Here is a 12,535-nt window from a genome sequence, read left to right as displayed (position 1 = left end):
GAAGGAAAGTGATCGGACTTATCTATTTTTTAGTTATAGTAGCAGCAAATACTGTCGGGGCAATCTCAGGAATGGGTGGCGGGGTTTTGATCAAGCCGATTTTTGATTTCATCGGTGCCCATTCATTGGCCGCTATTTCGTTTTATTCATCTATGGCTGTTTTTACGATGTCGATCGTGTCGACGATTCGCCAATTAAAGAATAAGGTCACGATTCATTGGGGGAAAGCACTATTGATTTCTGTCGGATCAATGGGTGGCGGTGTTTTGGGTAATAGTGCTTTCGAATGGATCCTACGCTTCTCAAGTGAAAGAACGACTCAAATCGTTCAGATAGTTTTAACCATCATTACGTTGCTTTTTGCACTTATTTATTCGAAAAAAGAAGCGTTCAGCTTTTCTTGTCAAATATCTGTTGTGTACGTATTTGTTGGTTTTATTCTAGGATTTCTGGCCAGTTTGTTGGGAATCGGGGGAGGTCCGATCAATGTGGCGATGCTGATGCTGTTTTTCGGATTAACTATCAAAGAGGCAACCGTTTATTCGATCATCACAATCTTTTTCTCCCAATCCTCAAAACTATTCGCCATTTTTTTATCGTCCAGCTATCAGCGCTATGATTTATCACTTTTCCTTTTCATTATTCCGGCCGCTATTCTAGGTGGCTGGTTCGGAGCTAAAGTTAGCGGTGTATTACCGGCAGATAAGGTGAATACCGTGTACCAAGGGGTGATCATTCTAGTGCTGCTGATTAATTGTTTCAATGGAATAAAACTATTTTTCTGAAATGGGGATCGGGAATGTTAAAGGAAGATAGATTTCGGGCGATTCTGGCAATGTTAGAGGCGGACGGAACGATTCGCAGTAGTGAGATCATGGCGGAGTTATCTGTTTCTGATATGACCGTTCGCCGAGATTTAGATGAGCTTGAGGGACAAGGCTTGTTAGAACGCGTTCATGGCGGCGCGCGATTACAAAACCTTTACCGTCAGGAAGAACTTTCTCACAGTGAAAAGAAAATTGTCCATTACAATGAAAAAGAAAAGATTGCTAAAAGAGCAGTGGAATTCATCAATGATGGTGATACTGTTTTTCTAGGCCCAGGAACGACGGTCGAATTGACTGTCCAGTATATTCAAGCAGACTTTTTGCGGATCGTGACGAATTGCCAGCCGATTTTTGATCGATTAAATCAGTGTAAAAAGAACTGGAAAATCTATCTGATTGGCGGCGAACTGAGAGTAGCTACCCAGTGTTTCATTGGAGAAATCACAAACAAATCACTGATGGACATGAATTTTCATAAATCCTTCTTCAGCTGCAATGCCTTAAGCGGACAAAAGATCATGACCGCTACCTTTGAAGAGGGGCAGACCCAGCAAATTGCGTTAAATAATTCTGTTGACCGCTATTTGCTGATTGATCACTCTAAAATCGGAAAGAGTGACTTTTCAGTCTTCTACAATCTGCGTGATGTGACGGCGGTCATTACCAATAAACATGAACGAAGGCATTACGAAGTAATTGAAAAAGCGACAAAGCATCTTGTATAAAATAAACCCGGAGATTTAAAATCTCCGGGTTTTGTTTGTTTTATTTCACTTCAGCGGCATAAGCTACATTGCCTTTAGCTGCTGCGGGAGCGGCTTTTTCTTCTTTTTCAGCAGCATACGCAGCGTTGCGTTTCTTCATTTGACGTGCATACCAGATGAAGATTAATAGGTAAGCGGCCAATGCTAATGCGGCGTAGATCACGAATTCGATTTGTCCTTGAGAGGCGTTACCAACTAAGTAGCCTAAGAATTTCTCGATCGGACCTTCCATTGTTGTATGAGAGATCAAAGCAGATTCGCTTAGTCCTGAAGGGAAAGCACCGACTGCTTTGGCCGTTTGAGTAACGAATGGCGCGATTAAGGTACCTGACCATAAGAACAATGGTAATTCAATGGCACCGATCACGATCATGCGGATCAATTTACCGCGAGTGACAACTAACAAGGCTGGAGTGACACCCATAGCGATGATTCCGCCCAGCGGCAATAATTTATTGCCTGGCAAAATAATTGCTTCAAGTAACATGATTGGTGCTAAAACGTTCGCAGCAGCCCAGATTTCTGCGCGACCTGCTAGGAAAGGCCAATCCAAACCGATGTTGATCGTACGACCTTTCAAACGTTTGTTGGCAAAGTCGGTGATCCCTTGTGATAAGGGTTCGACAGCGGCAATAAACCAAGCGCCAATCAAAGAGAACAATTCCAAACATACAGCCGCGGTAAAGGCCAATGAAAAAATTTGTGTTGGTGTTTGTCCTGCTAATAATCCAACAAAAATACCCAAATAAATCCCGATTGCGAATTTTGATCCCCAGAAACCGATTTTGCTGTTTAGTTTAGCAGCATCAAAATCGTATTTGTCTAACCAAGGGAAGACTTTATCAAAAATTTTGTCGAAAACCATAATGATCGGATTCATCATATAGTTCATATGCGTTGTTGTCATAGGGTTACTATCAGGTGCGTTCAATAAATCATTGAAGGTTGGCTTCATCAAATCAGAATTCCAAATCTTGAGTACACCGATGAAGATAACCAAAGCGGTAGCGATAAATAGGTTCGCGCCAGAGAAAATCGCGAACAATCCAACGATAGCTAAATGCCAAATATCAAAAATATCAACATCTAATGTGTTGGTTTTTTTCATTGCCAACATGATGATATTGACGATCACCATTACTAATAAGAAATAAAGCGTGTAAGGGGAGCCCCAAGTGATCGTTGCTAAAGGAGCCCAGCCGACATCAGTAATATTTAAAGAAATTCCTGTTCGTTCAACAAAAGCGGTCATGGCGTCTGAGAATGCAGTCGTTAAAATTCCAATAATAGCTCCGATACCGGTCAAAGCAATCCCGAGTTTGATCCCGCCCTCTAGAGCACGAGTCGGTTTTACTTTGAAGAATAAGGCGATAACGGTCAGTACGATGGTCATTAATGGTGCCGCCCCTAAATTGATTAGGGGAGTAAATATTTGATTGGCGATATCAATAATTGTACTCATTAGCTTGTCCTTTCTTGGTGCCTATTTAGTGATTGATTGGATAGCGCTTTCCATACTTTGGTAAACAGGTTCAGCCATTGCCGGGATGCGGTAAAGGATCGCTCCTGCATCAACGATCGGGATATTTACGTTAAATCCTAAATCAGTATTAGCGATCTGAGCGAAAATATCGTAGTGAGACAACATTTCCTCATTGATATCTTTGATCATAACGGCGTCACAGGTGACTTGATAGCCGCGATTGTTTAGTTCTGTTTCTAGGGCACTTTTGATTTGATGGCTTGAATTAACTCCCGCGCCACAAGCTGCTAAAATTTTGATCATGATTTTTCTCTCCTTAAAATATGTTTATTTTTTATCCTGCATTATGCAGAAACTTCCATAGTAAAGTGTTCCTCTAAAAACTGATAGATTGCTTCAATGTCTTGTAGATTGAAAAATGCACATAATTTTTCTTTGTCCACCGAATTAATAAAATCCATGATATCCGCCAGCATGCCGGCTTGCGCTTCACCGTTTTCATTCAAAATCATAAATAGGAAACGGACAGAAATTTGATCGCTCGGCGAGATCATATTATGGAAAGTAATCTCATTTTTCAGTTTGATCGGAATAATGCGCGTCGTTCGCACATATTCACTCTCGGTGTGAGGAATCGCGATGTCGGGCAATACCTCTGAAACGGGTGAGAGATCTAAACCGGTCGGATAATTTCGTTCCCGCTCTAAAAGACTGGCCAAAAAATCTTCAGTAACTAATTGTTTGTTTAGCAGATCCAAATAAACTTCCTCAAAAACTTCTTCTTGTGTACTTCGACTAGAAACATAGGTCGTGTCTTTGAAAAAAAGCTTTTTCAAACAAAACAGCTCCTTTCTAAGTCCGTTTGTGTTTGTTTACATGTTGAGTATAATCGCTTACATTTGCTTTGTCAACACAAAACGAAAATAAATAAACATATTATGTTGATTATTGTTCGATTATGTTTTATTATAAGTGTGTGGAGGGACAACACATGCTGAAAACAGAGCGTCAACAATCAATCTTGGCCATGTGTGATCGCTATGGGACGATCACGGTTAAGTTTATTCAAGAAGTTTTAGCTGTTTCTGATATGACCATTCGACGAGATCTTGAAGAGCTTGCACAAAAGAAACAACTTTTAAGAGTCCACGGCGGCGCACAAAAAATGACCAGTGAAGAACAACTGATTTCTTCTATAGAAGGAACAAAAGCAGCAAACGAGCTTTCCCATAATGAAAAGAAGAAGCTGCATACCAAAGAAAAGGAATACATCGCCAAACATGCGGCCGCTTATATTACCAAAGAAGATGACACGATCTTTCTTGGATCAGGAACGACCATCGAGCTGATGACGCAATATATCGAACACGATTCACTACGGATCGTGACGAACAGTCTTCCGGTCTTCAATCTATTAAGTGAGACAAAAAGATTTGAGCTCTATTTAATTGGCGGGCTTTATCGTGAGAAAACGGGAGCATTTGTCGGCTCGATCGCCAATGAAGCGGTGCAGAAAATTGGAATCAAGAAGGCTTTTGTCGGAGTCAACGGATTAAAAGGTACTGAGGTTTCAAACTTCAGTATTGAGGAGGGGACTTTGCAGAAGATCGTTTTAGACAACGCGGCCGAAAAATGTTTGGTTTCGGATGCAAACAAATTCGATCATAGTGATTTTTATAATTTCTATGATTTGCGCAAGATCGACGCGCTATTTACGGATTCTACTCTTTCAGCCGAACTGAAGAGTTATTATCAGCAATACACCAAGATCATTCAATAGGATGTGCGGGCAACACAAAGAATACGACTATCTAACTAGGAGGAAACAAAAATGCGTGTAGTAATTGGTTCAGACAAAGAAGGCATGAGACTAAAGGAATTGGTCAAGAAAGACTTAATCGCTAAAGGCTTTACCGTCGTCGATAAAAGTGAAACTGCTTCGGAGGATTTTGTTGAGTCGACCTTGGCGATCGCCAATGATTTGAATGAAAACGAAGGCAGTCTAGGAGTTGCTTTTGATGGCTATGGTGCCGGCAGCTTTATTACGGCGGTAAAGGTCAAAGGAATGGTAGCGGCAGAAGTTTCAGATGAACGCAGTGCTTATATGACGAGAGAGCACAACAATTCCCGCATGATCACACTAGGTTCTGAAATTGTCGGGGATGAGTTGGCATTGAATATTGTACGAGAATTTCTGCAAGCGGATTACGACGGCGGACGGCATCAAGTTCGTGTCGATATGTTAAATAAAATGGCGTAAGGAAGGATGAATAAAATGAAAATCGCAATCGGCTGTGACCATATCGTCACAGATACTAAAATGGCTGTATCAGATTTTTTGAAATCAAAAGGACATGAAGTGTTGGACATGGGGACTTATGACTTTACGCGAACCCACTATCCAATCTATGGAAAGAAAGTCGGCGAGGCCGTAACGAATGGCGAGGCGGATTTAGGTGTTTGCTTATGCGGAACCGGTGTCGGTATTAATAATGCTGTCAACAAAGTTCCTGGCATTCGCAGTGCATTGGTGCGAGATATGACTACTGCCATTTATGCGAAAGAACAATTGAACGCAAATGTGATCGGCTTCGGCGCACGGATCACTGGGGAATTTCTGATCTGCGACATTTTAGACGCGTTCATTAAGGCGGAATATCAAGAGACAGAAGAAAATAAGAAGTTGATCGCGAAGATTGATCATGTTGAAAAAGCCAGTGCTAATCAGTCAGATCCGCATTTCTTCGATGAATTTATCGAAAAATGGGATCGCGGCGAATACCACGATTAAGAGGAGCGGCCAATGATTCTAACAATTACGATGAACCCGTCGATCGATATTTCTTATCCCTTAGCAGAGTTCAAGCTGGATACCGTTAATCGTGTGCGCAATGTTCGCAAAACGGCAGGTGGCAAAGGCTTGAACGTTACCCGTATTTTGAAACAATTAGATGCTGATGTAGTGGCCAGCGGTTTGATCGGCGGATTTCTGGGAGAGGAAATTAAAAAGGATTTAGATCAAACAAAGATCGCTCATGATTTTTTGCCGATCAGCGGTGAAACGCGAAATTGTATCGCTGTTTTACACGAGGGCCAGCAGACCGAAATTCTGGAAAGCGGACCAGTTATCACCAAAGAGGAAGCTGCGGCGTTCTTAGAACATTTCGAGCAATTAGCGAAGAGAGCATCTATTATCTCGTTTTCAGGCAGTCTGCCTGAAGGATTATCAGTGGATTTTTATAGTCAGATGCTGCAGCGGTGTGAGGGAAAACCAGTTGTTTTGGATTGTTCCGGTGAAGCATTGAAAGAGGTACTTACAGGGGATGCTAAGCCGCACTTAATCAAACCAAACACGGAAGAATTAGCTGGTCTATTGGAAAAACCGATTTCTACAAATGCGGTGGAACTAAAAGCGGCTTTATCCGATTCGATCTTCGATGGGATTGAATGGATCGTTGTTTCGATGGGCGGCGAGGGTGCTTTTGCGAAACATTTCGATAAATTTTATCGCGTAATGATTCCTAAGATCGCTGTCGTTAATCCCGTTGGATCTGGTGATGCGACAGTGGCAGGCCTGACAGATGCAATCGAAAAAGGATTTTCAGACGAAGCCATTTTAAAACAAGGGAATGTCCTTGGTATGTTAAACGCACAAGAAGCAACAACCGGCTACGTCGAGTTGGCCAATTATCAAACACTATTCGATCAAATTAAAGTTGAAGAAGTCTAAATAAGGGGAGCGAACAGTATGGAAACAAGTGAAGAAAAGCGTCAGTTTATCAAGCAGTTGTGCAATGAAGATGGAGTAATCGGGGCTTTAGCGATTGATCAGCGCGGTGCGTTGAAGAAGATGATCACCAAGTTCAAAGGCAGCGAGGCTGAAGAGTCAGAGATTGTCGAATTCAAAGAAATCGTCTCTGAGCAATTAACGAAATACGCCTCATCGATTTTATTAGATCCTGAATACGGCTTGCCAGCAGCAGATGTCAGAGCCGAAAATGCCGGTTTATTATTAGCATATGAAAAAACCGGCTATGACGCATCAACTCCGGGGCGTTTACCGGATCTATTATCAATCTGGTCTGTCAAACGCTTAAAAGAAGCGGGCGCGGACGCCTGCAAATTTTTACTTTACTATGATGTCGATGAATCTGATGAAATCAATGATCAAAAGCATGCCTTTATCGAGCGGATCGGTTCAGAATGTCAGGCGGAAAATCTACCGTTTTTCTTAGAATTGGTCTCCTACGACGCAACTATTTCTGATGCGACATCGAGAGAATACGCGATCAAAAAACCGCATAAGGTGAACGATATGATGAAGGAGTTCTCTGATCCGCGTTACGGAGTGGATGTATTGAAGGTTGAAGTGCCTGTCAATATGAACTATGTCGAAGGCTACGCGACTGGCGAAGTTGTTCATACCAAAGCGGAAGCCGCCAACTTTTTCAAAGAACAAGCTGGAGCGACTGACTTACCGTTCATATTTTTAAGCGCCGGTGTTAAAGCGGAGCTATTCCAAGAAACGCTTCATTTTGCAAAAGACGCCGGGTCAACCTTCAATGGAGTACTTTGTGGACGGGCTACATGGGCGGACGGTGTAGAAAGCTACATTACAGCAGGCAAAGAAGCAGCCATCGAATGGATGAATACTCAAGGATGTAAGAATATCGAAGAACTGAATGCGGTATTGAAAGAAACCGCAACACCAGTAGAAGTGCTGGAAACAACTCTATCATAAAAATGAAAAAGGACGATGAACATTGAACTGTTCATCGTCCTTTTTTTGTCGATTATTGCAATTTATCATACGCGTTAAAGGCGATACCTTCATCTTTCCAGCCAACTTTGATTAAATGGTCACGTTCACTTTTTAGCAGTGTAAAGTGATGAGCACCCGCTGTGGCATTTGGATTGTATAAGCGATAGACTGGCTGCCCCCCGCTGAAAGGCATATGGAATCCAATGTTATCGTCATGCCAGCCAACTTTTACTAAGTGCTGAACCTCATCATTACTCGCAGTGTAATGATGATCTCCAGCATTTGGATTATAAACACGACTAACATAGGACGTCTTTTCAGTCGTGTAACCTTGTCCGTAAAAACCGATACCTTCATCTTTCCAGCCAAAATTAATCAACGTAGCACGTTCAAAATCACTAGGAGTAAATAAATGCTCCCCTGAATTTGGATTATAAAGCCGATTGATCGTGGTTCTTGGTGATTCGGCTGCATCTGCTTTTGAACCGAAACCAACCGCTCCCAGTAAGCAAAGTCCAACGATCATAACCATCATGATAATTGATAGATTCTTTTTCTTCATTTTTAACCCCTCCAAATTTATCTTTGAGCAAGCGATAATAAAAACTATTCAACCTTCAAACGAATTTGATCCATCAGGGACACTATTTAATTGATTTATTTCTTTCAATATTATATCACAATAGATTTATTTTGTTTTTACATATTATCAAAAATGTTTATTTTGAAATTAGAAACTATTTTTAACGTTTACTGGTTTGTTGAAATAGTTTGTGATTGGTAAATAAATAGGTCCAGTTGTTCGCTTTTTTGATAAAAATCTTAAAATCTTCACAAAAAGGAAATAGACTTTGGCGAAGGAGCTGTACTATTCTAAAAAGAACAAGAAGTATTATTTTATCCAAATAAGGAGTGAAAATAGATGCGCGTACTGGTGGTTGAGGACAATCGTGAATTGGCTTTATCGGTAAAAAAGGGCTTGGAGCAGGAGAATATTTCGGTGGATCTGGCCTACGATGGAGAACAGGGAGAAGAAAAGGCCTTCGTGAATTCTTATGATGGCATCTTGCTGGATTTGAATTTACCTAAAAGGGATGGGTTAGAAGTACTGAAAAATTTACGAGAGGAAGAAGTCGAAAGTCCGGTCATCATCATCACCGCTCGTGATGAGATTGAAGAGCGGGCAAAGGGACTGGACTTCGGTGCGGACGATTATTTGGTGAAGCCGTTTGAATTATTAGAATTGAAAGCGCGGTTACGCGCGGTCGTTCGGCGTTATCATGGACGTTCATTGCCGCAGATTTCAATTGGTGGCTTGACCGTTGATCCGGTTTGCCGAAAGGTCCGCTATCAGCAAAAGGAGATTCTTTTAAAGCCGAAGGAGTTTGATATTTTACTCTGCATCGCGCAACGTCATCCGGCGGTCGTGTCATCAGAGGAAATTTCTGAACATGTTTATGACGAAGATTTTGACCCGTTTTCCTCGGTCTTGCGGGTTCATTTGGCTCGTCTAAAAAAGAAGCTGGCTGAATCTGCGGAGCATGAAGTCCTAAGAACGATTCGAGCGAAGGGGTATCAATTATGCGATTAAATTTTAAAATGACGGTAACGATGCTGACATTTTCGCTGCTGGTAACTGGGGTCATCTTAGTGAGTTTCTTCTTCTTGCGGAATAATGTGCAAGGAGTCAGTATCGCTTCTACTCTTGGCGAAGACGTTTATTTTATGGGAACGGACTCAGCTGTTCAGTCGAAAACGAAAGTAGAAACTGCAGAGCCCGGGAAAAATCAAATACTGAATGTTTCCATGTTAGAAAAGGCATATCAAGACGAGCTGTTCAAATATTTGCCGGCGATGGTTTTAGTTATTTGTTCCGCCGTACTTCTATTGACCTTTTTACTTTGGCTGGTCTTACGAAAAATTTATACCAATCAAATACTAGCAATTACTCATGATCTGAACTTTATTGATCAATTACCTAAGAATTCGGTAAAGGACGAGGCGCTCAGTGAAGCGTTCAATAAATTGAAGGATAAATTTGATGGCCATTTAGAGGATTATCGCCGTTTGAATAGTTATCTGACCCATGAGCAAAAAAATGCCATCGCTATTTTACGAGCGAATCTTGAGATCGAACGGCAGCAGGCGAATCAGGGAAATCTGGCGTTGTTGGATCGTTTAACGGACAGTATTGATGATATTCTGACGCTATCGAACAATACAGAGGATCTAGGAAACGAGTTCGTGGATGTTTCCTTAGTTTGTGCTGAGGTTTGTGACGCGTATAAGAAGAATTATCCGGATCTTTTATTTGAATTTTGCGAAGAGGAGACGACGCTGATCAAAGGACGCGACCGCTGGATCTATCGTGCAGTCTCGAATTTGGTGGATAATGCCATCAAATATGGGGACGGAAAATTAGTGACTGTAAAGATCACCAACAAAAACGGAAGTGTGATCATTCAAGTAAAAGATCGAGGGATCGGCATTCCGCAAGAGAAGCAACCAGCGATTTTTTCTCATCGTTATCGGGTACATGGTCTGAAACAAGATGGCTACGGTATTGGTCTTTCGGTCGTATCACATGTTTGTGATTTGTGTCGCGGGTTTGTTTACTTGGAAAGTGAAGAAAAACTAGGATCGACATTCTATTTGAGTTTTCCTAGTGCCGGTTAACATTCAGTTAACAGAGGATTTGCTACTATACGCTCATAGGAGGAGACGAAAGCGATGATCATCATCCGACATGCTTGGCTAAATCTTAAACGCAATCGTTTCAGTCACTTGAAAGCCGGCAGCTTTATTTTATTGATACTGCTGATCGTTTTTTCACTGCTGCAAATCTATCGAATGGCAACGGTCTATTTTTTAGATTATCGTGAGCAGGCGGCGACTGTAGTAAAGGGCGTGCAAGAGTTAAATCAAACAGGACAAGCAAACAAAATGAATCCAACCGATTATGAAAGATTGAAAAATTTGTCCTATGTAAAAAAGAGTCAATTACTTGGACAAGGTATCGCTGCCTCAACATTGGTGCAGCCGAAGGAAAAGGATCAGACCACGACAGGTTTTTATAGCTTTCCGCCGGATCAAACAAATGGAAATTACTTGTCAGTGACGATGCTGGATAACGACTCGTTGAAAACACTGCTAACAAACAAAAAAGAGAAACTGCAAGGCTCCGCTCCGCTTAAAGAGAATACTTGTGTAATCAGCAGATCTCTAGCAAAAGCGAACAAATTGAAGCTGAAGGACACCATTCTATTAGGGACAAAAGGTCAGGAACAGAAAGTGACGATTGTCGGAATTGCCGAATTTTCAACGGCTGAATGGCTGACAACCTCCAGTACAGTCTTGATCAACTGGAAAACGGGCACTGCCATGGAAGGAACGATCCTACAGACGATTTCAAATGTGATGTTTCAATTGACCAGTAAAAAGGAAATTAAAAATTTTGTAAAAGATTTTAAAAAGACCGAATCTTTTAAAGATTTTTCCTTAATCAGTCAAGGCTGGTCTCAGGGGATTTTACAGTCCGTTAAAGATACGATCGACCTGCTTTTTAATGGGTTAATCGTGGCATTGATTTTAGGAATCGTTCTAATAGCGGTAATTTATCAGCTGACAGTCAAACGACGGCAGGATTTCTATACGCTGTATTTGATGGGAATGGATCAAAGAACGCTGGCACTTAGCAGCTCGCTTGAGAACGTAATGCTTATTTTAGGAATCACCCTTGCCGCGGTTGCTATTTCGCAGCAGCTCAGCAAGTGGATCACTGGCGAATGGCTGATCAAGCTTCAAAAAAGCCTAACAGATCAGGAACCCTTTGTCGATTGGCTCTTTCCCCATGTTGATCAGACGGCCCTTTGGCTTAATAGCTGGTCAGATTACTTAGGTTTCATTTTTTTAGGGCTGTATCTGGTGATTACGCTGCTGCTGGTCAATCTTAGAATTGCTAAAATCGTTCGTGAACCATTACAGGAGGTGGCGAAACGATGAATGAATGGGGATTGGAGCAAGTTGACTATTGCTATAAGCAATCAGAAGTAAAGACGTTAGATGGAGTTAGCGGAAGCTTTCAAACAGGCAGAAGTTATCAGATTTTTGGAGCCCCCGGCAGCGGTAAAACCACAATTCTAGCATTGTTTGCAGGATTGGTGGTTTGCTCTAAGGGATCCTTGACCTTTGTAGGGCACGAGTTGGCTGAAATTGATCGGAACACTTATCGCGGCCGTGAGACAGCTTGTCTGTTTCAAAAGAGCAGCTTGCTGAAGGATTCTCCCTTGGCTAATTTGGAGATGGAAATGCTGCTTTCCGGCGGCAAGTCTACTAAAGAAGCGTTGAAAAAAGGTTTATTGTCCGTTGGATTAGCAGAAAATCAGCTAAAAACCTCCGTCAGCAAACTAACGGAGAAGGACCGTCAATTAACCGCTTTAGCCAAACTGCTAATGAAAAAGAGCGCTAAGCTGATCTTAGTCGATGAGTCTGAAAAAGTATTTAGCGAATGCGGCGCTGATTATGCAATGAAACGGCTGAGAGAACACTGTCTGCAGCAGAAAAAATGTTTGATTTTTACTACTCAATCGATCCAATCGGTGAAATTCGCGGATGAATTATGGGGACTTAATGAAGGAAAATTACTCTTTATCAAAGAACAAGATCCTGTCCTCTGATCTCGCTTTCCAATCATCCAAGT

General features: G+C 41.7%; 15 protein-coding genes. 11 read left to right on the top strand and 4 right to left on the bottom strand.

The features are described from left to right. The first annotated feature begins 8 nt into the window (after positions 1-8). Both I585_RS13090 and I585_RS13085 read left to right on the top strand, forming a co-directional pair. A complete protein-coding gene (locus tag I585_RS13090; protein ID WP_010742268.1) occupies positions 9-785 on the top strand; it encodes a sulfite exporter TauE/SafE family protein in 777 nt (258 codons plus the stop codon). A 14-nt stretch (positions 786-799) separates the two neighbouring features. After that, positions 800-1,552: a DeoR/GlpR family DNA-binding transcription regulator gene (locus I585_RS13085; RefSeq protein ID WP_010742267.1), complete on the top strand. Its 753-nt coding sequence runs from the start codon at positions 800-802 to the stop codon at positions 1,550-1,552. Positions 1,553-1,592: 40 nt separating this feature from the next. On the opposite strand, the gene I585_RS13080 is transcribed toward I585_RS13085, so the two are convergent. Genes I585_RS13080 through I585_RS13070 form a run of 3 tightly spaced genes read right to left on the bottom strand, consistent with a single transcriptional unit; the run spans position 1,593 to position 3,910 of the window. Beyond that, complete coding sequence (locus I585_RS13080) at positions 1,593-3,053, bottom strand: PTS galactitol transporter subunit IIC (protein ID WP_010742266.1); 1,461 nt, start codon at positions 3,051-3,053, stop codon at positions 1,593-1,595. Positions 3,054-3,074: 21 nt separating this feature from the next. Continuing rightward, entirely contained in the window at positions 3,075-3,377 is a 303-nt protein-coding gene (locus I585_RS13075) for a PTS sugar transporter subunit IIB (RefSeq protein ID WP_010742265.1), read from the bottom strand. Between the two features lie 41 nt (positions 3,378-3,418). Then, the gene (locus tag I585_RS13070; protein WP_010742264.1) at positions 3,419-3,910 is read right to left on the bottom strand and encodes a PTS sugar transporter subunit IIA; all 492 of its coding nucleotides are present in this window, start codon (positions 3,908-3,910) and stop codon (positions 3,419-3,421) included. Between the two features lie 155 nt (positions 3,911-4,065). Between I585_RS13070 and I585_RS13065 the strand changes: the two genes are divergently transcribed. From I585_RS13065 to lacD, 5 genes are read left to right on the top strand one after another with little or no spacing between them, the layout of a single operon-like run. Continuing rightward, positions 4,066-4,854, top strand: a complete 789-nt coding sequence (locus tag I585_RS13065; protein WP_010742263.1) for a DeoR/GlpR family DNA-binding transcription regulator — start codon at positions 4,066-4,068, stop codon at positions 4,852-4,854. Between the two features lie 51 nt (positions 4,855-4,905). Next, positions 4,906-5,334, top strand: coding sequence for a galactose-6-phosphate isomerase subunit LacA (lacA, locus tag I585_RS13060; protein ID WP_010742262.1), 429 nt, complete (start codon positions 4,906-4,908; stop codon positions 5,332-5,334). A gap of 15 nt (positions 5,335-5,349) precedes the next feature. Continuing rightward, a complete protein-coding gene (gene lacB / locus I585_RS13055) occupies positions 5,350-5,865 on the top strand; it encodes a galactose-6-phosphate isomerase subunit LacB (RefSeq protein WP_010742261.1) in 516 nt (171 codons plus the stop codon). Positions 5,866-5,877: 12 nt separating this feature from the next. Then, positions 5,878-6,804, top strand: a complete 927-nt coding sequence (gene lacC, locus I585_RS13050) for a tagatose-6-phosphate kinase (protein WP_010742260.1) — start codon at positions 5,878-5,880, stop codon at positions 6,802-6,804. Positions 6,805-6,822: 18 nt separating this feature from the next. Further along, positions 6,823-7,815, top strand: a complete 993-nt coding sequence (gene lacD, locus I585_RS13045; protein WP_010742259.1) for a tagatose-bisphosphate aldolase — start codon at positions 6,823-6,825, stop codon at positions 7,813-7,815. A gap of 52 nt (positions 7,816-7,867) precedes the next feature. On the opposite strand, the gene I585_RS13040 is transcribed toward lacD, so the two are convergent. After that, the gene (locus tag I585_RS13040; protein ID WP_010742258.1) at positions 7,868-8,398 is read right to left on the bottom strand and encodes a hypothetical protein; all 531 of its coding nucleotides are present in this window, start codon (positions 8,396-8,398) and stop codon (positions 7,868-7,870) included. 360 nt (positions 8,399-8,758) lie between these two features. Here I585_RS13040 and I585_RS13035 point away from each other — a divergent pair, with 360 nt between their 5' ends. The 4 genes from I585_RS13035 to I585_RS13015 are packed head-to-tail and all read left to right on the top strand — an operon-like array spanning position 8,759 to position 12,512. Further along, positions 8,759-9,427 (top strand): response regulator transcription factor, encoded by a 669-nt coding sequence (locus I585_RS13035; RefSeq protein WP_010742257.1) that lies wholly within the window; start codon positions 8,759-8,761, stop codon positions 9,425-9,427. After that, the gene (locus I585_RS13030; protein ID WP_010742256.1) at positions 9,418-10,512 is read left to right on the top strand and encodes a sensor histidine kinase; all 1,095 of its coding nucleotides are present in this window, start codon (positions 9,418-9,420) and stop codon (positions 10,510-10,512) included. Before I585_RS13035 ends, I585_RS13030 begins: the two co-directional genes overlap by 10 nt. Before the next feature lie 54 nt (positions 10,513-10,566). Beyond that, positions 10,567-11,838: an FtsX-like permease family protein gene (locus I585_RS23685; protein ID WP_010742255.1), complete on the top strand. Its 1,272-nt coding sequence runs from the start codon at positions 10,567-10,569 to the stop codon at positions 11,836-11,838. Then, on the top strand, positions 11,835-12,512 hold the full coding sequence (locus tag I585_RS13015) for an ATP-binding cassette domain-containing protein (RefSeq protein ID WP_010742254.1): 678 nt from the start codon (positions 11,835-11,837) through the stop codon (positions 12,510-12,512). Before I585_RS23685 ends, I585_RS13015 begins: the two co-directional genes overlap by 4 nt. The last annotated feature ends 23 nt before the right edge of the window (positions 12,513-12,535 follow it).

Source organism: Enterococcus malodoratus ATCC 43197, assembly GCF_000407185.1.
In the GTDB taxonomy this organism is placed as follows: domain Bacteria; phylum Bacillota; class Bacilli; order Lactobacillales; family Enterococcaceae; genus Enterococcus_A; species Enterococcus_A malodoratus.
This window is presented reverse-complemented; position numbering and strand designations above follow the sequence as displayed.